Consider the following 24,467-nt stretch of genomic DNA (forward strand, 5'->3'; position numbering starts at 1 on the left):
CCGCCCCTTGGACGATGTCAGCTGCGGTGGTTGTTCTTGGCGTTCGGGTCCTTGGCAGCCTTGTCTACCGCAGCCTGGGCCCGCTTGATCCATTCCTTTGGCTGGATCCGCTTGGCCATCAGCTCATTGGACGCGTTCTGGATCTCGGTGTCCATTTCGCTGTACCAGTCGGGGTACAGGTAGTTGAAGGTGTTCGTCCCGGCCGCCTTGACGGCCGCGACGGCCGAGGCCGTGCCCGGGCGCAGCTTGACGTTCGGGTCGACGCCGTCCTTGACCACGGTCAGGGAGTTCGCCTGCTGGGCGAAGAGGGTCGACCATTCGCGGGACAGCATCGAGCGGAGGAACTCCAGGCCGCCGGCCTTGTTGGCGGCCTTCTCCGGGACGATGAAGGGCTCGCCGGCGCCGGCCCGGATGGCCTCGAAGGGAAGCTTGCTGTCGGCGAGCGTCGGCACCGGCAGGAACTTCATGTCGAAGTCCTCCGGGGTCTGCTTGAGCTGTTCGTTCTCCAGCCAGGAGCCGGAGGGGATGAAGGCCGCCTTGTACTGGTTCCAGGCGGTCTGGGACTCCGTGTGGGTGAGGCCGTTGGTGCCGGCCATCAGCAGGTCCTTCTCGACGACCTCGTAGACCGCCTCGACGGCGGCGAGGGCGGCGGGGTTGCCCTCGAAGGCGTTCGGCTCCAGGTTGTCGATCGCCTTCATGGCCTCCAGACCGCCCTTCTTGGCGATCAGGTCCATGATGACGACGTTGATGTAGTACGGGTACTTGCCCTGGTGGGCGAGTCCGCCGATGCCCGCGGCCTTGGCCTTGGTGCAGATGTCCAGGAACTCGTCCCAGGTCTTCGGCTCCGCCCAGCCCTTCTCCTTGAAGAGCTTGCCCGAGTACCAGAAGCCGAACACGGTGTAGACGTAGTAGAGGGCGACGAACTTGCCGCCCTGGGTGCCCTGTTCGACGGTGCCGGGGATGAGCATGTCCCGGACCTTCTTGGCCGGGTCGTCCAGCGAGGGCGCGTCGAGCACCGGGGTGAGCTCGGCGAGCTGGCCGCCCTTGGCGAGGACGTCGACCTTGATCTGCTGGGCGCCGGAGTCGTCGATGACGTCCGGCGGGTTGCCTCCGTTGAAGCGGGGCTGGAGCTTGGCGGCGATCTCCTGGGTGCCCAGGTGGGAGCTGGTGGTGCCCCACTTCTTGTCGAAGGCGGCCTCCCAGGCCTTCGCGTAGTCGTCGCCGAACCCGCCCTTGAAGACGACGACGTCGAGCTTGCCGCCCTTGGCGACGCCGAACGGGTTCTCCTTGGTCACCGCACCCTTGTCGGGTCCCTTCGTGGAGGTGTCCTCGCCGCCGGAGGCGCAGGCGGACAGGAAGCTCATCGTGGGCACCGAGATCAGTCCCAGTGCCGCGGAGCGCTTGATCAGGTCACGGCGGCCGATGCCCTCACCAGTGGATCCCATGCTCATGTCCTCGCCTTCGTCAGAAGTGTGAAGGAGGTCGGGACTCGACGAATGCCCGTGGTCACCGCACTTACGGACGTCACCGCAGGTCCCCACCATCCCCCGGTCCGGTGCCGCTCGAACGCGATGATCCGGACGAGGCACAGGTATAGTCCACTTCCGTTCATGTGAGCAAGATCATGCACACGGTTGTCCGTCAGCTTTTCCGAGTTGAGACCTCCTCGAAACCTCGTCCCGTCCGGAAAGCCGAAAAGGGCCGCATCCCCGTGACGGGGATACGGCCCTTTCGGTGGTGCTGAGACCGTCAGCCTCGGATGAGGTTGCGGAGCACGTACTGCATGATGCCGCCGTTGCGGTAGTAGTCCGCCTCACCGGGGGTGTCGATGCGGACGACCGCGTCGAACTCGACACCGGTGTCGGTGGTGACCTTGACGGTGCGCGGGGTGGTGCCGTTGTTCAGCTCCTCCACACCGGTGAAGGAGAAGGTCTCCTCGCCGGTGAGGCCCAGCGCGGCCGCCGAGGCGCCCTCCGGGAACTGCAGCGGGAGCACGCCCATGCCGATGAGGTTCGAGCGGTGGATGCGCTCGTAGGACTCGGCGATGACGGCCTTGACGCCGAGCAGCGCGGTGCCCTTGGCGGCCCAGTCGCGGGACGAGCCCGAGCCGTACTCCTTGCCCGCCAGGATGACCAGCGGGATGCCGGCGGCCTGGTAGTTCTGGGAGGCGTCGTAGATGAACGCGACCGGCGCGCCCTCGACGGTGAAGTCGCGGGTGAAGCCGCCCTCGGTGCCCGGCGCGATCTGGTTGCGCAGGCGGATGTTGGCGAAGGTACCGCGGATCATGACCTCGTGGTTGCCGCGGCGGGAACCGTACGAGTTGAAGTCGCGGCGCTCGACGCCGTGCTCGGTGAGGTACTTGCCGGCCGGGGTGTCGGCCTTGATCGCACCGGCCGGGGAGATGTGGTCGGTGGTGACCGAGTCGCCCAGCTTCGCCAGCACGCGCGCGCCGGCGATGTCGGAGACCGGGGTGGTCTCCATCGTCATGCCCTCGAAGTAGGGGGGCTTGCGGACGTAGGTGGACTGCGGGTCCCACTCGAAGGTGTTGCCGGTCGGGATCGACAGCGCCTGCCACTGGGCGTCGCCCGCGAAGACGTCCTGGTAGGACTTGCTGAACATGTCCTCGCCGATGGCGTTCGCCACGACGTCGTTGACCTCGGCCTCGGACGGCCAGATGTCCTGGAGGAAGACCGGCTTGCCGTCGGTGTCGATGCCGATGGCGTCCTTGGTGATGTCCACCTTCATGGAGCCCGCGATGGCGTACGCGACGACCAGCGGCGGGGAGGCCAGGTAGTTCATCTTGACGTCGGGGTTGATGCGGCCCTCGAAGTTGCGGTTGCCCGAGAGGACCGAGGTGACCGCGAGGTCGTGCTCGTTGATCGCCTTCGAGATCTCCTCGTCCAGCGGACCGGAGTTGCCGATGCAGGTGGTGCAGCCGTACCCGACGAGGTTGAAGCCCATCTTGTCGAGGTACGGGGTCAGGCCGGCCTTGTCGAAGTAGTCGGTGACGACCTTCGAGCCCGGGGCCAGGGTGGTCTTGACCCACGGCTTGCGGGACAGGCCCTTCTCGACCGCCTTCTTGGCCACGAGCGCCGCGGCGACCATGACGTAGGGGTTCGAGGTGTTGGTGCAGGAGGTGATCGCGGCGACGGTGACGGCGCCGTGGTCGATCTCGAAGGAGGTGCCGTCGGCCAGGGTGACCTGGGTCGGGCGGGTCGGCACGCCGTTGGCGGCGGCCGGGGCGTCGGACGCCGGGAAGGACTCCTTGCCGGCCTCCTCGTCCTCGCTGACGTAGTTGCGCACGTCCTGCGCGAACTGCTCGGCGGCGTTGGCCAGGACGATGCGGTCCTGCGGGCGCTTCGGGCCGGCGATGGAGGGGACGACCGTGGAGAGGTCGAGCTCGAGCTTCTCGGAGAAGTCCGGCTCGGCGGCCGGGTCGAGCCACAGGCCCTGCTCCTTGGCGTACGCCTCGACGAGCGCGACCTGCTGGGCGTCGCGGCCGGTCAGGCGCAGGTACTTCAGGGTCTCGCCGTCGATCGGGAAGATCGCGGCGGTGGAGCCGAACTCCGGCGACATGTTGCCGATGGTGGCGCGGTTCGCCAGCGAGGTGGCGGCGACGCCCTCGCCGTAGAACTCGACGAACTTGCCGACGACGCCGTGCTTGCGGAGCATCTCGGTGATCGTCAGCACGAGGTCGGTGGCGGTGGTGCCGGTGGGCAGCTCGCCCGTCAGCTTGAAGCCCACGACGCGCGGGATCAGCATGGAGACCGGCTGGCCGAGCATCGCGGCCTCGGCCTCGATGCCGCCGACGCCCCAGCCCAGCACGCCCAGGCCGTTGACCATGGTGGTGTGCGAGTCGGTGCCGACGAGGGTGTCGGGGTACGCCTGGCCGTTGCGAACCATGACCGTGCGGGCCAGGTGCTCGATGTTGACCTGGTGGACGATGCCGGTGCCCGGCGGGACGACCTTGAAGTCGTCGAAGGCGGTCTGACCCCAGCGCAGGAACTGGTAGCGCTCCTTGTTGCGGCCGTACTCCAGCTCGACGTTCTGCGCGAAGGCGTCCTTCGTGCCGAACTTGTCGGCGATGACCGAGTGGTCGATGACCATCTCGGCGGGCGAGAGCGGGTTGATCTTCGCCGGGTCGCCGCCGAGGGCCTTCACGGCCTCACGCATGGTGGCGAGGTCCACGACGCAGGGAACGCCGGTGAAGTCCTGCATGATCACGCGGGCCGGCGTGAACTGGATCTCCTCGCTGGGCTGGGCCTGCGAGTCCCAGTTCCCGAGCGACCGGATGTGGTCGGCGGTGATGTTCGCGCCGTCCTCGGTGCGGAGCAGGTTCTCCAGCAGCACCTTCAGGCTGTAGGGAAGGCGGGCAGCGCCCTCAACCTTGTCCAGCCGGAAGATCTCGTACGACTCGTCGCCCACCTGCAGCGTGCTGCGGGCGTCGAAGCTGTTCGCCGACACGACAGTCTCCTTCATGCATGAAATTCGCGCGTTTTACCGCAATCCTGCCGCCACGCCCTGTGGCCAATCCGCTAAGGTAAGGCTAAGTTAGGTGAGCCTTACCAGCAGGGGCGGCTGCGGTACGCCTTCGGCAGATATCTCGATGTCGAGATAACTCTAGTGCATTGCCGCGCCCTGGTCATGCACGGCATGGGCCAGATCACAGCGAAGGCGTGCCCGGAGCCGCGCCGGGAGCCGTCCGCGGCGCCGGAAGGGAAGACGTACGCGCCGAACGGGAGGGCCTGCGCGCCGGCCGGGAAGGCGTACGCACGGTCGACGCACGCACGGTCAGCGCGGCCGGGACGGTCAGCTGGCCGGGCTCCGCCGCTTCCGGGGATTCCAGCAGCGCGACCAGCGCGGCGACGGCGCTCTCCCCGATCACCTCCGGCCGCAGGGTCACGGTGCTCACCGGCGGGTCGCCCGCCGCGTACGCGGGGTCCTCGCTCGCGCAGACGAGCAGCAGCTCCTGCGGTATCCGCAGACCGTGCCGGGCGGCGGCGGCCAGCGCCTGGCGGCCGCCGGGGTCGTACACGCAGTACACGGCGTCGGGGCGGGTGCGGCCGGGTCCGGCGAAGACGGGGTCGAAGGCGTGGCCCGGGGTGTCCTGCGGGTCGAAGGGGACCACCTGCTCGGCCATCCCGCGCTCGGCGCACCAGCGGGCGTAGGCCGAGGTGACGGCCCCGGTGTAGTACTCGCGGCCGTACGCGGAGTGCAGCGCGATCCGCGTGGCCCCGGCGGCCGCGAGGTGGTCGAGGACCTCGCGGGTGGTGGCCTCGTGGTCGTTGTCCACCCACACGTCCCCGGGCCGCGGCTCCGGGGGCCTGCCGTCGAAGACCACCGGCAGGCCGCGGGCCCGCAGGGCGCGGAGCACCGGATCGCCGGCCGGGCTGTCGAGGAGCAGCATCCCGTCGACGGCGAGGGTGTGCCACAGCGGCTCGGCGCCCCGGTCGGCGGGCAGCAGGGTCAGGGCGTAGCCGCGGGCGTGGGCGGCCGCGGTGGCGGCGGTCAGCAGCCGGGAGAAGTAGGCGATCTCGACGTAGTTCCAGGCAGAGCCCGCGTACGTGGTGACGGCGAGGCCGAGCGTACGGGTGCGGGGGCCGCGGCGGGCGCTGTAGCCGAGGGCGGCCGCCACCTCGCGGACCCGGCGGCGGGTGGACTCGCCGACGCGGCCGGTGCCGCCCAGCGCGTGCGAGACGGTCGCGGTGGACACCTCCGCGGCGCGCGCGATGTCGGCGATGGTCGGTCCGGGGCCGGGCACGGGGTCATCGTACGGACGGCGGTGCGGATTTCGTCGGCGGCGGCGGGTTCTGGTTAAGGGGTTAATCAAACAGTGTCCTGGCCACACCGACGTTTGGAGTGGCCATGACCTCTGCTTCCTTCCCCTCATCCCTCTCCCGGCGGGGCCTGCTCGGGGCCGTCGGGGCGGCGGGTGCGGCCGGCCTGCTGGGCGCGGCGCCCGCGGCGGCGGCCGCCCCGTCCGGCCCGGCCTCCGGCTCGCGCGGTTCGGCGGCCCTGGTGATCCACGGCGCCCGGGTGTTCACCGGGGCCGCGGGCGGCGGGGCGCCGGTCGAGGCGGTCGCGGTCGGGCGGGACGGGAAGATCCTGGCCACCGGCAGCGGTTCGGCGGTGCGCCGGCACATCGGGCGGGACACCGAGGTGGTCGACGCCCGCGGGAACACGGTGATGAGCGGAATCCACGACGGCCACGTGCACCCGCTGGGCGCCGGCGACCGGTCGCTGCGACCCTCGCTGGAGGGGGCGCAGACCACGCTGCCCGAGCTGCGGGAGCTGCTGTCCGGCTTCCTCGCCGACACCGGGGGCGCCGACGCGGAGCCGGACCGCTGGCTGGTGGTGGAGGACTGGAACCCGGTCGGGCTGCTGCCGACCGGGAGCGTGCCGCACCACTCGATGCTGGACGCGCTGGCCACCCGCAGACCGGTCGCGCTGGTCGGTGGCGACGGGCACAACCTCTGGGTCAACCGGCGGGCCCTGGACATCGCCGGGATCACCGCGGCCACCCCCGACCCGGTCGGCGGCCGGATCGTGAAGGGGGCCGACGGGCAGCCGACGGGCGTCCTGAAGGACGACGCGCAGGACCTGGTGAAGCGGCACATCCCGGAGCCCTCCCGGGCCGAACTGGTCGCGGCCTGCGCCAAGGTGCTGGAGCTGGCGGCCGCCTCCGGGGTCACCACGATGATGGACGCCCTGGTCGGGCGGCACGAGCTGGAGCTCTACCAGGCGCTGGCGGCGGCCGGCAAGCTGCCGCAGCGGATCGTGCCGGCGATCCGTCTCGACGCCGGACAGACCAAGGACCCGGCGGGCGCGCTGGCGTACGCGCGCGGGCTGCGCAAGGAGTTCGAGGGGGTACGGGGCCTGCGGTTCGGGATGGTCAAGGTGTTCCTGGACGGGGTCATCGAGTACCCGGCGCAGACGGCCGCGCTGCTGCGGCCGTACCTGGACGGCAACGGGAAGCCGACCGCGAACCGGGGCGAGCTCTACACCTCGGCGGCCGACTACGGCCGCCTGACGGCCGCGTTCAACAAGGCCGGCTGGCAGCTGCACGCCCACGGACTCGGAGACCGGGCGGTACGGACCGCTTTGGACGGATACGCGTACGCCCGCCGGGTGACCGGGCAGCGGGACGCGCGCAACGCGATCGCCCACCTGCAGATCGTGGACCCGGCGGACCTGCGCCGCTTCGCGCAGCTGGGCGTCGCGGCGTGCATGCAGCTCCAGTGGGCGGCGCAGGACACCTGGACCATGGACGCGCTGCTTCCGTACATCGGGCCCGAGCGCCACCGGTGGATGTACCCGGCGCGCAGCCTGGAACGGGCGGGGGCCCGGCTGACCGGCGGCTCGGACTGGCCGGTGGACGCGCTCCAGGTGTGGAACCAGCTGCGGACCGCCATCGACCGGCAGGGCGCGTACGGGACGGGCGAGCTGTACCGGGAGCTGGAGGGGCTGAGCCGCAGTTCGGTGCTGGGGATGCACACCGCCGGGACGGCGTGGCAGCTGAGGCAGGAGGGGCTGACGGGGACGGTCGAGGTGGGCAAGGCGGCCGACCTGGTGCTGCTGGACCGTGATGTGACCCGTTGTCCGGTGGCGGACATCAGCGGGACGGGCGTACGGATGACCCTGGTCGGCGGCCGGGTGGTGCACGACGCGGATTCGGCGGCGGGCCGGGCCGCGGCGGCGCGGGCGGCCCGGGCGGTGTCCGGACCGCGACCGTCGGCGTACGCGGCGGTGCACGGCGGCCGCCACCACAATTGCGCCCACTAACTGCCCCGATCGAGGTAGATGTCCGCAATTGAAGTGATGTGCGGAGACTCGGGTGGAACCGACCTTCAGTGGACCTGACGGTCGGTAACACCCGTCTGCCACACCCGACGCAGGAGCCATCTCATATCTGAGATACGGTGCATCCATGGCAGACGACTACCTCGTACGCATCGGCAAGCTCATCCGTGACGCCCGGCAGCACCGGGGCTGGACGCAGAGTCAGCTCGCGGACGCACTGGGCACCAGCCAGAGCGCCGTCAACCGGATCGAGCGCGGCAACCAGAACATCAGCCTTGAGATGATCGCCCGAATCGGTGAAGCTCTCGACAGCGAGATCGTCTCTCTGGGCTACGCCGGTCCGATGCACCTGCGGGTCGTCGGCGGCCGCCGGCTGTCCGGCGCCATCGACGTCAAGACGAGCAAGAACGCCTGCGTGGCGCTGCTGTGCGCCTCCCTGCTCAACAAGGGCCGCACGGTGCTGCGCCGCGTCGCCCGCATCGAGGAGGTCTACCGGCTCCTCGAAGTCCTGAACTCCATCGGCGTCCGCACCCGCTGGATCAACGAGGGCGTGGACCTGGAGATCGTCCCGCCGGCCCGCCTCGACATGGACGCCATGGACGCGGACGCGGCGCGGCGCACCCGGAGCATCATCATGTTCCTGGGCCCGCTGCTGCACCGGATGGACCAGTTCCGTCTGCCGTACGCCGGCGGCTGCGACCTCGGCACCCGCACCATCGAGCCGCACATGATCGCCCTGCGCCGCTTCGGCCTGGACATCACGGCGACCGAGGGCATTTACCACGCGAAGGTCGAGGCGGGCGTCTCCCCCGGCCGCCCGATCGTGCTGACCGAGCGCGGGGACACGGTCACCGAGAACGCGCTGCTGGCCGCCGCCCGCCACGACGGCGCCACGGTCATCCGCAACGCCTCCTCCAACTACATGGTCCAGGACCTGTGCTTCTTCCTCGAGGCGCTCGGCGTGCGCGTGGACGGCATCGGCACGACGACCCTCACGGTGCACGGCGTCCCGAACATCGACGTGGACGTGGACTACTCCCCCTCCGAGGACCCGGTCGAGGCGATGAGCCTGGTCGCCGCCGCGGTGGTCACGGAGTCGGAGCTGACGATCCGCCGGGTGCCGATCGAGTTCATGGAGATCGAGCTCGCGGTCCTGGAGGAGATGGGCCTCGACCACGACCGCTCGGCGGAGTACACGGCGGACAACGGCCGCACCCGCCTGGTCGACCTGACGGTCCGCCCCTCGAAGCTCGAAGCCCCGATCGACAAGATCCACCCGATGCCGTTCCCCGGGCTGAACATCGACAACGTCCCGTTCTTCGCGGCCATCGCGGCCTCGGCCCAGGGCCAGACGCTGATCCACGACTGGGTGTACGACAACCGCGCCATCTACCTGACGGACCTCAACCGCCTCGGCGGCCGCCTCCAACTCCTGGACCCCCACCGCGTCCTGGTCGAGGGCCCGACGCGCTGGCGCGCGGCGGAGATGATGTGCCCGCCGGCCCTGCGCCCGGCGGTGGTCGTCCTCCTGGCGATGATGGCGGCCGAAGGCACCTCGGTGCTGCGCAACGTCTACGTCATCAACCGCGGCTACGAAGAACTGGCCGAACGCCTCAACTCGGTGGGCGCCCAGATCGAAATCTTCCGCGACATTTAAGTAAGCCGCAGGTCAGGACGGTTCCCCGTCCTCCTGGGCCGTCTCTGGGCCGTCGCCGGTGTCTCCGCCCCCGCGGAAGACCCCGTCGACGGCCCGTCGCGCTCGTGCCTGGCTGTCGGGCATGAGGTGCGTCCATGTCCGCAGCGAGACACGGCAAAGGTCCAGGTCGGCGATCGAGCGCTCGCCATCGCCTTGAACCGTCCAGTGGATCTGCACCGCTTGCGCGCGCTTGGGTCACAGTGGGTGGCGTCGACCGTTTAGCACGGCGGGACAGTCACCGTCAGCGGTTCTTCTCTTCCGCCCTCGCCGAGAGGTAAGGGCAGCACCATGCGTCTCATGCAACCAGACCAGGCTGTAACCGCGGCAAGCGCCCTGACCACCCTCATCACGGTGCCCGCCACCCTGCTCGCTGCCCACTGGACCAGACGCAGTGCGGACAGATCCGCTGCTGCCACGGTGTTGGCGGGCATGAATCAGTCTCAGGCCACAGTGGCGGCCGCCCAATTCCAGGACCGGTCGGGACGGAAGCAGTCGCTGGAGGACGCGCGCCACTCGGCCTATGCCGAGTTTCTCCGTGCAGCAGACGTCCTCGGTCGGCTCGTCACCGAGTTGCCGGAAGTTCCTGGCGTTGCCCGTCGGGAACTGCTCGATCAGAAGGCGACCGCAGTGGTGCAGGCACGGGCTGGTGTCGCGGTCCTGGGGCCGCCAGCGGTTCTCAGTCAAGCGGAGCGTGTTGCCAAACAATGTGTCCAATTGGAGAAGTTGGCACTGCGCAGGGCTGTGCTGAGATCGGCGATGACATCTCTGGAGGAATCCTGGTGCCCTCGCAACGCCGAGTGGTGCCAGGATCCGCACCACATCTCGGCGTACGTGGCCTGGGAGCTGCTGTCTGAGTGGGGGCGCCTGGAGGATGAAGTTCGGTGGGAGAAGCTCGATCTCTTGGAGGCCACCTTGCGGGAGAGCAACGCCTTGGAAGCGGAAGAGATCAGGCAGGTAGTCGAAGTGGCCAACAGTGTTGCGCACTGGGACGAGATGATCGGTGGGCTCGTCCGAGACCCGCTGCTGGAGCGATTTCAGTCGGTCCGGGACGACTTCGCCAACGCCGCGTACGCGTCTCTCGGCCTTGTGGCATAGGTGTCGAAGCGCTCCGGTCGACCATCACCCCGGCAACTCCCGGAGGCGACCTCAACGGCCCGCCCCCGGACGAGAACCGCTCCCCCATGGCCGCCCGGCGCCTTGACGCGGGAACGGCGGGGCTCCGGCGCGGGCCTGGCGGACGCGCCGGACCTGCCGGGGAAGTTGGCGTGAAAGTGCTTCGTCCGGGGTGGGTGACCTGCGTACGCTGCGGCGGTTGCGCGGGGTGTTGATCTTGGGGGGTCGTTCGTGGTGCGTCGTCGGGGGTTTGCCGTGGCAGCGGTCGTGGGGGCGGTGCTCGTGCTCGGGAGCGGGTGCGAGGATCCGGCGCCGAAGGCCGGTGCGGCGGGCGCGAGTGCGGGTGTCGCCTCCCCGCCCGCGGCCGGTGCGGCCGCGATGCCGTCGTTGGTCGGGCAGAAGTTCACCGACGCCGAGGTCACCGTGAAGACGCTGGTCACCAAGGCGGTCGAGGCGCGCAGCGCCTACGGCAACGTGCAACTGGCCGCGGATCACGCGGCGTGGGCGGTGTGCTTCCAGACCCCGGCGGCCGGAGCCCCCGTGGAGAAGGCGTCCACCGTCGAGCTCTCGCTCGTCGCGCCCGGCCAGGCCTGCCCGGACAAGGCCGGCGGCGTCCTCGCCCCCTCCAAGACCCCCGCCCCGCCGAAGCCGAAGTCCTCGCCCCCGACCGACGGCGGCTCCACCGGCGGTGACGGCGGTGTCGGCGGGACCAGCGCCTACTACAAGAGCTGCGCCGACGCCAAGGCTGCCGGGGCGGCCCCCATGCGGCGCGGCCAGCCCGGGTACCGCGAGGCCCTCGACCGGGACAAGGACGGGATCGCCTGCGACAAGTAGCCGGCGCCGGCCGAGCGGCCGAATCCCGCCGGTCGGCCCGGGCGTGCTCGCCGCTGCGGGCGCCGACGGGCAGAATCGGGGGCGTCGGTACGGTGTCGAGGGGGCGGCCATGGCAGTGGAGACAGGGACGGGAACCGGAAGCGGGACGGAGGTTCCGACGCTCGGCGGGGCGCCGCTGCTCGGCTCCCTCTTCGATCTGAAATCGGACTCGCTCGGGACCTACCTGCGCGCCCGGGACCGGCACGGCGACGTCGTACGGATCACCGCCGGCCCGCCCGGGCTGCGCGCAGCGCTCTACTGCGTCTTCTCCGCCGAGGGCGCCCAGCAGGTCCTGGCCTCGGAGTCGGCCAACTTCCGCAAGGACAACACCTTCTACCAGGAGATCCGGGACTCCTTCGGCAACGGCCTGCTGACCAGCCAGGACGAGGACTACCTGCGCCAGCGGCGGCTCGTCCAGCCGCTGTTCACCAAGCGCCGGGTCGACGGATACGCCGGAGCCGTCGCCGCCGAGACCCGGGCCGTCCTAGCGGGCTGGGAGCAGGCCCCGGGCGCGGTGGTCGACGTCGGCGAGGAGATGATGCGGCTCGCCCTGCGCGCGGTCGCCCGCATCCTCTTCGGCACCGACGTCGAGGCCACCGTCGACGTCGTCGACCGGTGTTTTCCGGTCATCACGGAGTACGTGCTGCGCCGCGGCTACTCCCCCGCCAACTTCCCGCGCAGCTGGCCCACTCCGGGCAACAAGCGGGCGGCCGCGGCGATGGACGAGCTGTACGCGGCGTGCGACGCCATCATCGCCGCCCGGCGCGCCGGCGGCACGGCCGCGGGCGAGGATCTGCTCAGCCTGCTCGCCACCGCCTCCAGCACCGACGACGGTGAGTTCGACGCCGCCGAGCTGCGCGACCAGGTGCTGATCTTCCTGCTCGCCGGACACGAGACGACCGCCACCTCGCTCGCCTTCTCGCTCCACCTGCTGGCCCGCCACCCCGAGCAGCAGGCGCGGGCCCGCGCGGAGATCTCCCGCGTCCTGGGCGACCGTACGCCGCAAGCCGCCGACCTGGACCGGCTCCCGTACCTCACGCAGGTCCTCAAGGAGGCGATGCGGCTCTATCCGGCGGCCCCGGTCATCGGCCGCAGCGCGGTCGCGGCCGCCGAGGTCGGGGGCCTGACCATCCCGGCGGGCGCGGACGTGATCGTGGCCCCGTGGGTCACCCACCGGGACCCCCGCCACTGGCCGGACCCGGACCGCTTCGACCCGGACCGGTTCACTCCGGAGGCGGAGGCCGGCCGTCCCCGCTACGCCTGGTTCCCCTTCGGCGGCGGCCCGCGCGCCTGCATCGGACAGCACTTCTCGATGCTGGAGTCGGTGATCGCGCTGGCGATGATCCTGCGCGCGTACGAGTTCGAGGCCGTGGACACCCACGTCCCCGTCACCGCCGGGATCACCCTCCGGGCGGACGGCCCGATCCGCTGCCGGATCACCGGCGCCGAGGGGTAGCCGGGCGACGGGGGTAATCGGGCCGGGGGGCCGGCCGGCCCAAGACCTGAGGCCGGCCCGAGACCGCAGGCCGGCCCATCACCGCCGGCGGCCTCAGACCGCCGCCGGCGTGTGGTTCCCCTTGAGGCGTTCCAGGTCGGAGGGGCGGACCTGGATCACGAACAGGGCGATGAGCGCCGCGACCAGGGCGAAGCAGGCCGCGACGATGAACGCGGCGCTCACGCCGGAGCTGAGCACCTGGTCGCCCCACGGGTCCGGGAGCTGTCCGGTGCGCAGGAAGAGCGCCTTCTGGGCCGGGTCGGCCTGGCTCAGGAAGACCGGGACCTGGTCGTGGGCCTCGTTGCGGCTGGCCGTGCCGAAGACCGTGACCAGGATCGACAGGCCGAGCGATCCGCCCACCTGCTGCGTCGTGTTGAGCAGCCCGGAGGCCGCGCCGGACTCCCGGTCGGCGACGTTGGACAGGGCCATCAGGGTCAGTGAGACGAACTGCATGCCCATGCCGAGGCTGAACACGAGCACGGGGCCCAGGATGCTGCCGAGGTACGTCGAGTGGACGTCGGTCTGCGTCAGCCAGGCGAGGCCGGCCGCCGAACACAGGGCCCCCGCCACCATGAAGGGTTTCGGGCCGACTCTGGGCAGCAGCTGGGACGTGATGCCCGCGCCGACGGCGATGACGACGCTCACCGGCAGGAACGCGAGGCCGGCCTGGATCGGGCTGAAGCCCAGCACGTTCTGCACGAACAGGGTCAGGAAGAAGAACATGCCGAACATCGCGCAGGCGAGGAAGAGCATGATGCCGTACGAGCCGGCCCGGTTGCGGTCGGCGAACATGTGCAGCGGTGTGATCGGCTGCGGCGAGCGCCGCTCGTTGAGGAAGAACAGCAGGAGCAGGACCACGGCCGCCCCGAACGATCCGAGGGTGACGGGGTCGGTCCAGCCCTCCTGGGAGGCGCGGATGAAGCCGTAGACGAGGGCGACCATGCCCAGGGTCGACAGCAGCGCGCCGGCCAGGTCGAAGTGCCCGGGGTGGCGTTCGGACTCGCGGATGACCCGCACGGCCATCACCGCGATGGCCACGGCGATCGGAACGTTGACGAAGAGCACCCAGCGCCAGTCCAGCCATTCGACGAGAACGCCGCCGGCCAGCAGTCCGATCGCGCCGCCGCCCGCCGACACGGCGGCGAACACGCCGAACGCCCGGTTGCGCGCCGGGCCTTCCCGGAACGTGGTGGTGATCAGGGCCAGGGCGGTCGGTGAGGCGATGGCGCCGCCGACGCCCTGCAGGGCCCGGGCGGCCATCAGCTGGCCTTCGTTCTGTGCGAGGCCGCCGAGCAGCGAGGCCAGGCCGAAGAGCAGGATGCCGAAGATGAACACGCGTTTGCGGCCGAGGATGTCGCCGGTGCGCCCGCCGAGGAGGAGGAGTCCGCCGAAGGTGAGGGTGTAGGCGTTGACGACCCAGGACAGGCTTTCGGTGGAGAAGCCGAGGGCCGTCTGGATGTGCGGAAGCGCGATGTTCACGATGGTGATGTCGAGGACGACCATGAGCTGGCAGGACGCGATGACGAACAGCGCGAGGCCGTTGCCGCTTCCTCGGACCTTGCCGTCTGTCCCGCCACCGGTCGGTGTTGCGTTCCCGTTCGCGTCCACCTTTTCGACGCTAAACCTGGTGCGGGGGGTACACCACTCGAATGGCCTAGGCTGCATGACATGTACAGTGTGCCATTTCACATGACACACTACGATCATGGATGACTTCCTCAGGCTCTCCGCGAGCACCGGCCGCTTCACGTACGGCGCCCCGCGCGCGTTCTCCTTCGGGGACGACGGCCGGCTGCTCTGGTTCCTCCGCTCCACCGGCCCCACCGACGCCTTCGACGGCCTCTGGGTCCTGGACACCGCGACCGGCACCGAGACCCGGCTCGCCGACCCCCGCGAGCTGTCCCCCGAGCCGGGCACCCTGCCGGTCGCCGAGCGCCGGCTGCGGGAGCGGACCCGGCTCGTGGCCGCCGGGATCGGCTCGTACGCGCTCTCCGGCGACGGCCGCAGCGCCGTGTTCCCGCTGTACGGGCGGCTGTACCGGGTCAGCTGCGAGGGAGTCGCCGAGGGCAAGGCGCAGCCGGCCGAGGAGATCCCGGCCGCCGGGCCCGCCCTCGACCCGCGCCCCGACGCCGACGGCTCCCGCACCGCGTACGTCACCGGCGACGCCCTCCACATCCACCCCGGCGGCCGGATCAGTCCCGACGACGGGGCCCGCTGGGGCCTCGCGGAGTTCGCCGCCGCCGAGGAGCTGGGCCGGGACCGGGGCCACTGGTGGTCCCCCGACGGGGAGGCCCTGCTGGCCGCCCGCGTGGACGAAACCGCCCTCCAGCGGCGCCACTTCGCCGACCCCGCACACCCCGAACTCCCGGCCGAGGACTTCGCCTACCCCGAAGCGGGCGGCCCCAACGCCGAGGTCCAGCTGTGGGTCCTCGGCCCGGACGGCCCCCGGGTACGGCTCGACTGGGACGCGGCGGCGTACCCGTACGTCTCCGACGCCGGCTGGGAGTCACCGACGGAGATCCTGCTGACCGTCCAGGACCGGCTCCAGCAGAACGTGCTGCTGCTGACCGCCGACCCGGTCACCGGCCGGACCCGGGAGCTGTCGCGCACCGAGCACCCCCACTGGGTCGATCCGCTGCTGCCCGGCACCCCGGCCCGGCTCGCCGACGGACGGATGCTCACCGCCGCCGACACCCCCGACGGCGCCGCCCGCGCCCTCGCCGTGGACGGGGAACTGCTGACCGGAAGCGGCATCCAGGTGCGCCGGGTGGCCGGATTCCACCAGGGCCGGCTGCTGATCGAGGCCGGGCAGCGCGACCCCGCGGAGCAGCAGGTGCTGCTCCTCGACCCCACCACCGGGGAGCTGACCCCGCTCGCCGACGGACCCGGGGTGCACGGCGTCCAGGCCTCGGCCGGAGCCCTGTTGCTGACCTGCGCCGACGCCGACGGGATACGGCGGACCGTACACACCGCCGACGGGCGCCGGTTCACGCCCGGCGATCTGTCCGCTCCGCTGCCCTACCGGGTGGTCCCGGTACTGGAGCGGGTCACCGAGCACGGCATCCCCACCGCGCTCGTGCTCCCCCGCGGCCACGTGGCCGGCCGGCGGCTGCCCGTGCTGATGGACAGCTACGGCGGCCCCGGCCACCAGGACGTGTCCGCCGAGCCGCGCCGGTGGCAGCACCGCCAGTGGTGGGCCGACCGGGGCTTCGCGGTCGTGACCGTCGACAACCGCGGAACCCCGTACGTGTCCCCCTCCTTCACGCACGCCATGTACCGCGGGTTCTCCGAGGTCACGCTGGACGACCAGGTCGCGGCCCTGCACGCGCTCGCCGCCCGCCATCCCGACCTGGACCTCGGCCGGGTGGGGGTGCGCGGGTGGTCGTACGGCGGGTACCTCTCCGCGATGGCGGTGCTGCGGCGTCCGGACGTCTTCCACGCGGCGGCCGCCGGAGCCGCGCCGACCGACTTCCGCCGGTACGACACGGCGTACACGGAGCGGTACCTGGGCCTCCCCCAGGACCACCCGGACGTCTACGAACGGGACTCGCTGGTCCCCGACGCCCCGAACCTGGCCCGGCCGCTGCTGCTGATCACGGGCCTGGCCGACGACAACGTCCACCCCTCGCACACCCTGCGCCTCTCGCGGGCGCTGACCGACGCGGGCCGTCCGCACCAGCTCCTGGCCCTCCCCGGGGTCACCCACATGACCCCGAACGGGACCCGGGAGAAGATCACGGCGCTGGAGCTGGAGTTCTTCCGCCGCGAACTGGCCTGAGGGGCGCGCCCGGACACGGTCGCGGGCAGGCTCCGGAGGGGGATGCCCACCACTCCTATGCGGTGGGCGATCCCGCGGCGAACGCGAGGATCGCCGGCGCCGCCTCGTGCAGGCTCGCGAAGTGGCGGTGCGCTCCGTCCACCGGGGCCGGTGTGTTGACCGCCCACACCGTCATGCCGGCCCGCAGCCCGGACTCGATCCCGGACGGCGCGTCCTCGACGACCAGGCAGTCCTGCGGCCCGGCACCGAGGCGCTCCGCCGCCAGCAGGTACGGGACCGGCGAAGGCTTGCCCTCGGCCACGGCCCCGGCGTCCACGAGCACCTCCGGTACCGGCAGTCCGGTCCGGGCGAACCGCCCGCGCACCCGGTGCTCGTAGTTCGAGGTCACCAGGGCCCAGCACCCGGCGGGCAGGCCGGTCAGCAGCTCGGGGGCGCCGGGGAAGGCGGCGTAGACGCCGGAGCGGACGTCCTCGTCCTCCAGTTCGTGCAGCGCGGCCAGGCACGCCTGCGGGTCCCGCCCGGGCGCCACCTCCGCGAAGGTCTCCAGGGGGCGGGTCCGCAGCGCCACGCGGTGGACCTCGTCGGGGTCGAGTCCGTGGCGCCGCGCCCACGCCGCCCAGACCCGGCGCTGGTTCGCCACCGCGTCGATCAACGTGCCGTCGACGTCGAAGAGGACGAATTTCACGGGGCCCGGCCGGGTGGTGTCGCTGGTCACGCCATGATCATGCCATCGGTGCGGCGCCGCGCGGACAGCGGGAGGACCCCGGGCCGACGCGATCGGCCCGGGGTCCTCCTTCTTCCCCTGGATCCCCGTCAGTCACCGGGGAAGTGGCAGGCCACCTCGCGGGAGGCGGCGATCCGCAGCAGCGGGCGGTCCGTGCGGCAGACGTCCTGCGCCTTCGGGCAGCGCGGGTGGAACGTGCAGCCCGGGGGCGGGGCGGCCGGGCTCGGCGGGTCGCCGAGCAGCACGATCCGCTCGCGCCGCCGCTCCGCCGCCGGGTCCGGCAGCGGTACGGCGGACAACAGCGCCCGGGTGTACGGGTGCTGAGGGCTCTCGTACAGGGCGCGCTTCTCGCCGATCTCGACGATCCGGCCGAGGTACATGACGGCGACCCGGTCGCTGACCCGTTTGACCACGGACAGGTCGTGCGCGATGAACACGTACGCCAGGCCCAGTTCCCGGCGCAGCCGCTCCATCAGGTTGACGATCTGCGCCTGTACGGAGACGTCGAGGGCGGAGACCGGCTCGTCGGCGACGATCAGCCGGGGGCTGGTGGCCAGCGAGCGGGCGATCCCGATGCGCTGGGCCTGGCCGCCGGAGAACTCGTGCGGGTAGCGGTCGATGTGCTCCGGGATCAGCCCGACCAGGTCCATCAGCTCGGCCGCCCGGCGGCGCGCGTCGGCGGCCGACCAGCCCTGTACGAGCAGCGGGTCGGAGATGATCCGGGCCACCGTCTGGCGGGGGTTGAGGGAGGAGTGCGGGTCCTGGAAGACCATCTGGAGGTGGCGCCGGTGCGGGCGGAGCCCGCGCTGCGACAGCCTCGTGATGTCGCGTCCGTCGAAGGTGATGCCTCCGGACGTGGGCTCCAGCAGCCGCACCAGCATCCGGCCGGTGGTGGACTTCCCGCAGCCCGACTCCCCGACCAGGCCCAGGGTTTCGCCGGCCGCGAGGTCGAAGGAGACCCCGTCGACGGCGCGCACGGGCGCCCCCCGGCGCCCGGACGCGGAGCGTCTGCCGGGGAAGGTCATGGTCAGGTCGCGTACGGAGAGCAGCGGCCCGGGCGGGGCGGGGTCCGTCCCGGCCCCCTCCGCCCGTGCGGCGGTGTCCGGGCGGCGGGCCTCTACGGTCATCGGGTCGCCTCCGGAGCGGACGGAGCGGACGGAGCGGACGATGTGGACGCCGGGGATGCGGCGGATGCGGCGGACGCGGCGGCGGGCACCGCGCCGGACGCCGGGGCGCCGGCCCCCGCGAAATGGCACGCGGCGCTGCGCCCGCCGCCGCGGGGCCGCAGCTCGGGGCGTTCGGTGGCGCAGCGGCCGCGCTGGTCCGCGGTGCCCGCGGCGGCCAGGCCGCACCGCGGGGCGAACGCGCACCCCGGGGCGGGCGTGAGCAGGGAGGGCGGGGAGCCGGGGATCGCCCGCAGCGGCTCGTCGTCGGCGTCGTCGAGCCGGGGCAGCGAGTCGAGCAGCCCCCGGGTGTACGGATGCGCCGGGTCGGCGAACAGCTCGTCGACACCCGCCTGTTCGGCGGCCCGGCCGCCGTACATGACCAGCACTTCGTGGGCGACCCGGGCGACGACCCCCAGGTCGTGGGTGATCATCACCACGCCGAGGCCGCGCTCCTGCTGGAGCCGCGCGATGAGCTCCAGGATCTGCGCCTGCACCGTCACGTCGAGGGCCGTGGTGGGCTCGTCGGCGATCAGCAGGTCCGGTTCGCAGGCCAGGGCCATGGCGATCATCGCGCGCTGGCGCATGCCGCCGGAGAACTGGTGCGGGTACTCCCCCGCCCGGCGGGCCGGTTCCGGGATGCCGACCTCGCCGAGCATGTCGACGGCCCGCTTGCGCGCCGCGGCCCGGCCGGCCTTGAAGTGCACGCGGAAGTGCTCGGCGATCTGCTCGCCGACCGTGTAGTAGGGGTGCAGGCTGGACAGCGGGTCCTGGAAGATCATGGCCATCTTCCGGCCGCGCAGCCGGGACAGCTCCTTCTCGGACAGGCCCGTGAGCTCCTGCCCGGCGAGCGCGATGGAGCCGCCGACCTCGGCGCCCCGGTGCAGGCCCATGACGGCCAGCGAGGTGACGGACTTGCCGGATCCGGATTCGCCGACGATACCGAGGGTGCGCCCGGCCTCGACGGTGAACGCGAGCGAGTCGACGGCCCGTACGGGGCCGCGCGGGGTGGCGAAGGTGACGCGCAGGTCGCGCACCTCCAGCAAGGGGGCGCCCATCAGTACCTCACCCTCGGGTCGATGACGGCGTACAGGAGGTCGACGACGAGGTTGGCGACGACGATGAAGAAGGCGGCGAGCAGCGTGACCCCGAGGACCACCGGCTGGTCCGAGCTGACCAGGGCTCCGTAGAACAGCCGCCCGATGCCCGGGAGTCCGAAGATGGACTCGGTGATGACGGCGCCGGCGAGCAGCCCGCCGAGGTCCATGCCGAAGATGGTGAGGATGGGCGTCATCCCCGAGCGCAGCCCGTGCTTGACGACGACCGTGCGCTCGGGCATGCCCTTGGCGCGGGCGGTGCGGATGTACGGCTCGGCCATCGCCTCGATCATCGAGCCGCGGCTCTGCCGGGCGTACATGGCCGCGTACAGCAGGGCGAGCGCGGTCCAGGGCAGCAGCAGGTTGGCGGCCCAGGCGAGCGGGTTGTCAGTGAAGGCCTGATAGGTCGGGTAGGGCAGCAGCCCGGCGACCCGGATGACCCCGTAGATGAGCATCACGGAGGTGAAGTAGACCGGCAGTGAGGCGGCGGCGACCGCGCCGACCATCAGGGCCTTGTCGGTGGCGGTGTCCTTGCGCAGGGCGGCGGTGACCCCGGCGCCGAGGCCGAGGAGCAGCCACAGCGCGGCGGCGCCGACGGCGAGGGAGGCGGAGACCGGGAGGCGGTCCATCAGCAGGTCCCACACGGGCAGGGAGTTCTCGTACGAGTAGCCCAGGCACGGGAAGTCGCACTGGACGGCGTACTGGCCGGTGCCGAGGGTGCGGCCGGTGAAGATGCCGGTGAGGAAGTCCGCGAACTGCCGCCAGACCGGCCGGTCGAGGCCCAGGTACGCGCGTACGTCGGCGAGCCGTTCGGCGCTGCAGGTCTTGCCGCAGGCGGCCGCGGCCGGGTCGGTGGGCAGGACGTAGAAGATGAGGAAGGTGACGGCGGCGATGGCGAGCAGGACGCCCGCGAGGGCGAGCAGCCGGCGCGCGAGGTAGAGGATCAACTGCGGCCGCCCCTCGGGTCGAGGATGTCGCGCAGGGCGTCGCCGAGCAGGGTGAAGGCGAGCACCGCGAGGAAGAGGAAGGTGCTCGGGATGACGAAGTACATGGGGTCGGTCTCGTAGAAGGCGACGGACTCGGCGATCATCTGGCCCCAGGACGGGGTCGGCGGGCGGACGCCCACGCCGAGGTAGCTGAGCGCGGCCTCGGTGCTGATCATGCCGGGGATGAGCAGGGTGGTGTAGGCGATGACCGGGCCCGAGACGCCCGGGAGGATGTCGCGGGTCAGGATCCGCCAGGATCCGGCGCCGCCGACGCGGGCGGCGTCCACGTACTCGCGGTGTTTGAGGGAGAGGGTCTGGCCTCGGACGACACGGGCGACTCCGGGCCAGCCGAAGACGCCGATGACGGCGGTCATGAGCACGATCCTGTTGACGTCCTTGGCCACCGACAGCATCGCGATCATGAAGATGAGGGAGGGGAAGGACATGGTCAGGTCCATGAGGCGGGACAGGACCGTGTCGGTGCGGCCGCCGAAGTAGCCCGCGGCGATCCCGGCGGCGGTGCCCGCGACGACGACGATGGCGGTGGCGGCGAAGGCGATGAGGAGCGAGACCTGGGCGCCGTGGACGACGCGGGCGAACAGGTCGCGGCCGGTGACGGGTTCGACGCCGAGCCAGTGGTCGGGGCTGATCCCGCCGAGGGAGCCGAGGGGCTGGCCGCCGAGGTAGGGGTCGATGGCGCTCTTGTCGAACTCCTCGGGGGACCAGCCGCCGAGCGCGCCCAGCCAGGGGGCGGTGGCGGCCATCAGGACGAAGAGGAGGACGACGCCGAGGCTGACGCGGACGGCGGGGCGCCGGCGCAGCTCGCGCCGGGCGAGCTGCCAGGGGCTGCTGCCGGTGGCCGGCGCCGCGGCGGGACCGTCCTCGGCGGCGCCGGGGGCCGGGGGCCGGCCCGGAGCCGGGTCCGGCGCCGGGGCCGGGGTCTTGGCGGCCTCGCCTCCGGCGCCGGGTGCGGTGGTGGTCATGGTGTCGGGGTCCGTATCCCTCAGCCCTGGCTCTTCGAGGGGTCCTTGAGGCCGACCGTGCCGTAGTCGATGGTGCCGGTCCACACGGGGTGGCCGTAGGCGCCGGCGATGTTGGGGCCGACGAGCAGTGGCTTGCGCTCAAGCAGCACCGGGACGGCCGGGGACTTCTTCATGATCTCGGCGTCGAGGTCGATCCAGGCCTGGTTGGCCTGCTTGGCGTCGGCCATGGCGTTGATCTCGTCGATCCGCTTCATGGTGGCCTCGTCGCGGAACTGGCTGTTGTTGCCCTGGTTGCCCTTCTCCTTGATGGTGCGTCCGTCGAAGACGAAGGGGATCCAGGTGGAGCCGGAGGGGTAGTCGGGGCACCAGCCGGAGAGCGTCATGTCGGGGGTGGTGGAGAGGTCGCCGATGACGTCGTAGTACGCGCCGGGGTCGATGGTGTCGACGACGACCTCGATGCCGACGCGGGACAGGCCCTGCTGGATGGCCTCGGCCTTGCCCTTGTCGCCGGTGGAGACGGCGAGGGAGACCTTGAGGGACTCCTTGCCCGCGGCCTTGAGGAGTTCCTTGGCCTTGGCCGGGTCTCCCGCCGGGGCGATCTTCAGGGTGTCGGCCTGCTTTCCGCCGGAGAGCGCCGGGGGCAGGTAGGCGGTGGCGACCTCGTTGAGCGCCGGGCCGCCGCCCGCGGTGATCACCGCCTCCTTGTCGACGGCGTACTGCATGGCCTCGCGGACCTTGGGGTCGTTGAACGGCGCCCGGGAGTTGTTCAGGTAGAGCATCTCGGTACAGCCCTGGGACTCGGCGAGCAGGCGCGCCTTGACCTCCGGCTTCGGCAGCACCTTGGGGGCGCTCTCGGGGCGCATGTCCATGTACTGGACGGCGGAGGCGTCGGCGCCCTCACCGGCGATGATCCGGTCGTCGATCTGGCCGCCCTTGAGGCCCATGACCACGACGAACTTGTCGGGGTAGGCCTTCCTGACGGTGTCGGTCTTCGGGTCCCAGTGCTCGTTGCGGACGAGGACGAGCTTCTTGTCGCGGTCGTACGACTCGATCTTGTACGGGCCCGAGGAGAACGGGCGGGCGTCGTACTGGGTGCCCTTCTCCTGGGACTGCGGGACCGGGGCGAAGGTGGGGAGGGTGGCGGTGGCGGAGAACTCGGCGACCGGGCGCTTCAGTTCGAAGACGACGGTGCGGTCGTCGGGGGTCTTGACGGAGTCGAGGTGCTGCCCCTGGAGCGGACCCTTGTAGCCCTCGCCGCCGGCCAGGTACTGGGCGGCGTAGTCGGGGCCGCCGGTGAGGTCGGGGGCGAAGGAGCGCTCGACGTTGTACTTGATGTCCTGCGCCTTGATGGGCGATCCGTCCTCGTACTTCACGCCCTCCTTGAGGGTGAAGGTCCAGGTCTTGCCCCCGTTGGAGGGGGTGCCGAGGTCGGTGGCGAGGTCGGGGACGAGCTCGCTGCCGGCCTTGCCGGGCTCGGCCTTGAAGGTGACGAGCGTGCGGTAGAGGAGGCGGGTGCCGAAGTCCATCGCCGGCATGACCCAGTTGCGGGCGGGGTCGAGGTGGGCGAAGTCCTGGTTGGACAGGACGGTCAGGGTCCCGCCCTTGACCGGGGTGCCGCCGAGGGTCTTGCCGTCGTTGGCGGCGGCGGGGTTGCTCGCGCCGGCGCCGGCGGAGCCCTTCTTGGGGTCGGAGCAGCCCGAGGCGCCGAGTGCGAGTGCCGCCACGAGGGCGGTGGCGAGGGCGAGTTGGGTGCGCTTGGTCATGGGTCACTCCAGTGAAGGGCCGCGCTCTATGATGTGACCGGTAACATAGTAATGTGAAATTGCACTGACAAGGGTTAGGCCCCTCCGTTATCCAGCCGTGTCCAAATCCGGCCGCACGCAGGCGGGTTGGGGATGCGGGACACGGCCTGAAGGGGCGGACCCCCGGGGGGGACCCTAGGGGGCGGACCCCGCGTCAGATCGCGGCGAGCAGCTCCGGAAGCTTGCGCATGTCGTCGAAGACGACGGTGCCGGGACCCTCGAGCCGCCCGGCGGGGGTCGGACCGCCGCAGTAGCCGAAGGCCCGCATGCCGGCCGCCCTGGCCGCGCGGACGCCGGGCCCGCTGTCCTCGACCACCGCGCACACGTCCGGGTCGAAGCCCATCCGCCGGGCCGCGTACAGGAAGAGGTCCGGGGCGGGCTTGCCGCGGGGGACCTCGCTCGCACTGTAGATGCGGCCCTCGAAGTGTCCGTACAGACCGGTGCGCCCCAGGGTGTGCCGCATCTTCGCGTGCGAGCCGCTGGACGCCACGCAGGTCGGCAGGGTGATCGCGGCGAGCGCCTCGGGCAGCCCCTCCACCGGGTCCAGCCCGAGGTCCACCGCGTCCCGGTGGCGCTCGACGAGCCGCTCCCACCAGAGCCCGGCCGTCTGCGCGCCGAGCCGCTCGGTGAGCTGTTCGACGATGGACCCCTCGGCCCGCCCGATGAAGCGCTCGACCACCTCGTCCGCGGTCAGCGGCCAGCCCAACTCCGCCCCGAGCTCCACCTGGAGGCGGACGGCGAGGCGTTCACTGTCGACCAGGACACCGTCGCAGTCGAATATCACGAGCTCTATCGGCTTGATCATCCCCACAGGGTAGGCGGCGGGGCGGCCGGCGGCGATCAATGTGATCCACGCCTCTTCATTCGGAATACACTGGCGTTAGCCATAGATAATCTCGCAGTCTCCATCACAGGCAAGATGAGATTCGGCCGGCTGTCCGGCCGTCAGGAAAGGAA

The 24,467-nt window shown here is 71.5% G+C and carries 17 protein-coding genes; 6 read left to right on the forward strand and 11 right to left on the reverse strand.

Annotated features, from left to right (window positions below; translation table 11 throughout):
- Positions 1–17: 17 nt before the first annotated feature.
- From ngcE to ACFY1T_RS20415, 3 genes are all read right to left on the reverse strand, one after another.
- Complete coding sequence (gene ngcE / locus ACFY1T_RS20405) at positions 18–1,445, reverse strand: N-acetylglucosamine/diacetylchitobiose ABC transporter substrate-binding protein (protein WP_390789354.1); 1,428 nt, start codon at positions 1,443–1,445, stop codon at positions 18–20.
- Between the two features lie 304 nt (positions 1,446–1,749).
- The gene (gene acnA / locus ACFY1T_RS20410) at positions 1,750–4,464 is read right to left on the reverse strand and encodes an aconitate hydratase AcnA (protein ID WP_390789355.1); all 2,715 of its coding nucleotides are present in this window, start codon (positions 4,462–4,464) and stop codon (positions 1,750–1,752) included.
- Positions 4,465–4,663: 199 nt separating this feature from the next.
- Positions 4,664–5,761: a LacI family DNA-binding transcriptional regulator gene (locus ACFY1T_RS20415; protein WP_390789356.1), complete on the reverse strand. Its 1,098-nt coding sequence runs from the start codon at positions 5,759–5,761 to the stop codon at positions 4,664–4,666.
- Positions 5,762–5,865: 104 nt separating this feature from the next.
- Between ACFY1T_RS20415 and ACFY1T_RS20420 the strand changes: the two genes are divergently transcribed.
- From ACFY1T_RS20420 to ACFY1T_RS20440, 5 genes are all read left to right on the forward strand, one after another.
- On the forward strand, positions 5,866–7,782 hold the full coding sequence (locus ACFY1T_RS20420) for an amidohydrolase (protein WP_390789357.1): 1,917 nt from the start codon (positions 5,866–5,868) through the stop codon (positions 7,780–7,782).
- Between the two features lie 145 nt (positions 7,783–7,927).
- Positions 7,928–9,457 (forward strand): UDP-N-acetylglucosamine 1-carboxyvinyltransferase, encoded by a 1,530-nt coding sequence (locus ACFY1T_RS20425; RefSeq protein ID WP_030863101.1) that lies wholly within the window; start codon positions 7,928–7,930, stop codon positions 9,455–9,457.
- A 336-nt stretch (positions 9,458–9,793) separates the two neighbouring features.
- Positions 9,794–10,591 carry a hypothetical protein gene (locus ACFY1T_RS20430; RefSeq protein ID WP_390789358.1) on the forward strand — a complete coding sequence of 266 codons (798 nt, stop codon included), beginning with the start codon at positions 9,794–9,796 and terminating at the stop codon, positions 10,589–10,591.
- Positions 10,592–10,864: 273 nt separating this feature from the next.
- Positions 10,865–11,443, forward strand: coding sequence for an excalibur calcium-binding domain-containing protein (locus ACFY1T_RS20435; protein WP_390789359.1), 579 nt, complete (start codon positions 10,865–10,867; stop codon positions 11,441–11,443).
- A gap of 109 nt (positions 11,444–11,552) precedes the next feature.
- Complete coding sequence (locus ACFY1T_RS20440; protein ID WP_390789360.1) at positions 11,553–12,938, forward strand: cytochrome P450; 1,386 nt, start codon at positions 11,553–11,555, stop codon at positions 12,936–12,938.
- Between the two features lie 93 nt (positions 12,939–13,031).
- On the opposite strand, the gene ACFY1T_RS20445 is transcribed toward ACFY1T_RS20440, so the two are convergent.
- Positions 13,032–14,585: an MFS transporter gene (locus ACFY1T_RS20445; RefSeq protein WP_390789361.1), complete on the reverse strand. Its 1,554-nt coding sequence runs from the start codon at positions 14,583–14,585 to the stop codon at positions 13,032–13,034.
- Positions 14,586–14,682: 97 nt separating this feature from the next.
- Here ACFY1T_RS20445 and ACFY1T_RS20450 point away from each other — a divergent pair, with 97 nt between their 5' ends.
- Positions 14,683–16,755: a prolyl oligopeptidase family serine peptidase gene (locus tag ACFY1T_RS20450; RefSeq protein ID WP_390789362.1), complete on the forward strand. Its 2,073-nt coding sequence runs from the start codon at positions 14,683–14,685 to the stop codon at positions 16,753–16,755.
- 55 nt (positions 16,756–16,810) lie between these two features.
- On the opposite strand, the gene ACFY1T_RS20455 is transcribed toward ACFY1T_RS20450, so the two are convergent.
- The 7 genes from ACFY1T_RS20455 to ACFY1T_RS20485 form a co-directional block, all read right to left on the reverse strand.
- Positions 16,811–17,470, reverse strand: coding sequence for an HAD family hydrolase (locus ACFY1T_RS20455; RefSeq protein WP_390789363.1), 660 nt, complete (start codon positions 17,468–17,470; stop codon positions 16,811–16,813).
- 98 nt (positions 17,471–17,568) lie between these two features.
- Complete coding sequence (locus tag ACFY1T_RS20460; RefSeq protein ID WP_390789426.1) at positions 17,569–18,504, reverse strand: ABC transporter ATP-binding protein; 936 nt, start codon at positions 18,502–18,504, stop codon at positions 17,569–17,571.
- Between the two features lie 98 nt (positions 18,505–18,602).
- Positions 18,603–19,700: an ABC transporter ATP-binding protein gene (locus tag ACFY1T_RS20465; RefSeq protein WP_390789364.1), complete on the reverse strand. Its 1,098-nt coding sequence runs from the start codon at positions 19,698–19,700 to the stop codon at positions 18,603–18,605.
- Positions 19,700–20,686 carry an ABC transporter permease gene (locus ACFY1T_RS20470; protein ID WP_390789365.1) on the reverse strand — a complete coding sequence of 329 codons (987 nt, stop codon included), beginning with the start codon at positions 20,684–20,686 and terminating at the stop codon, positions 19,700–19,702. Before ACFY1T_RS20470 ends, ACFY1T_RS20465 begins: the two co-directional genes overlap by 1 nt.
- Complete coding sequence (locus ACFY1T_RS20475; protein ID WP_390789366.1) at positions 20,683–21,708, reverse strand: ABC transporter permease; 1,026 nt, start codon at positions 21,706–21,708, stop codon at positions 20,683–20,685. The genes ACFY1T_RS20470 and ACFY1T_RS20475 overlap by 4 nt, the downstream gene beginning before the upstream one ends.
- Positions 21,709–21,728: 20 nt before the next feature.
- Positions 21,729–23,471 (reverse strand): ABC transporter substrate-binding protein, encoded by a 1,743-nt coding sequence (locus tag ACFY1T_RS20480; protein WP_390789367.1) that lies wholly within the window; start codon positions 23,469–23,471, stop codon positions 21,729–21,731.
- Positions 23,472–23,664: 193 nt separating this feature from the next.
- Positions 23,665–24,315 carry an HAD family hydrolase gene (locus tag ACFY1T_RS20485; RefSeq protein WP_390789368.1) on the reverse strand — a complete coding sequence of 217 codons (651 nt, stop codon included), beginning with the start codon at positions 24,313–24,315 and terminating at the stop codon, positions 23,665–23,667.
- Between the last annotated feature and the right edge of the window lie 152 nt (positions 24,316–24,467).

This window comes from Streptomyces sp. NPDC001194 (assembly GCF_042896985.1).
Classification (GTDB): Bacteria; Actinomycetota; Actinomycetes; order Streptomycetales; family Streptomycetaceae; genus Streptomyces.

Coding starts and splice junctions, on each gene's coding strand:
- ngcE (WP_390789354.1), bottom strand. CDS start 1,445: ATGGGATCCACTGGTGAGGGCATCGGCCGCCGTGACCTGATCAAGCGC.
- ACFY1T_RS20420 (WP_390789357.1), top strand. CDS start 5,866: ATGACCTCTGCTTCCTTCCCCTCATCCCTCTCCCGGCGGGGCCTGCTC.
- ACFY1T_RS20425 (WP_030863101.1), top strand. CDS start 7,928: ATGGCAGACGACTACCTCGTACGCATCGGCAAGCTCATCCGTGACGCC.
- ACFY1T_RS20430 (WP_390789358.1), top strand. CDS start 9,794: ATGCAACCAGACCAGGCTGTAACCGCGGCAAGCGCCCTGACCACCCTC.
- ACFY1T_RS20440 (WP_390789360.1), top strand. CDS start 11,553: ATGGCAGTGGAGACAGGGACGGGAACCGGAAGCGGGACGGAGGTTCCG.
- ACFY1T_RS20450 (WP_390789362.1), top strand. CDS start 14,683: ATGGATGACTTCCTCAGGCTCTCCGCGAGCACCGGCCGCTTCACGTAC.
- ACFY1T_RS20460 (WP_390789426.1), bottom strand. CDS start 18,504: ATGACCTTCCCCGGCAGACGCTCCGCGTCCGGGCGCCGGGGGGCGCCC.
- ACFY1T_RS20465 (WP_390789364.1), bottom strand. CDS start 19,700: ATGGGCGCCCCCTTGCTGGAGGTGCGCGACCTGCGCGTCACCTTCGCC.
- ACFY1T_RS20475 (WP_390789366.1), bottom strand. CDS start 21,708: ATGACCACCACCGCACCCGGCGCCGGAGGCGAGGCCGCCAAGACCCCG.
- ACFY1T_RS20480 (WP_390789367.1), bottom strand. CDS start 23,471: ATGACCAAGCGCACCCAACTCGCCCTCGCCACCGCCCTCGTGGCGGCA.
- ACFY1T_RS20485 (WP_390789368.1), bottom strand. CDS start 24,315: ATGATCAAGCCGATAGAGCTCGTGATATTCGACTGCGACGGTGTCCTG.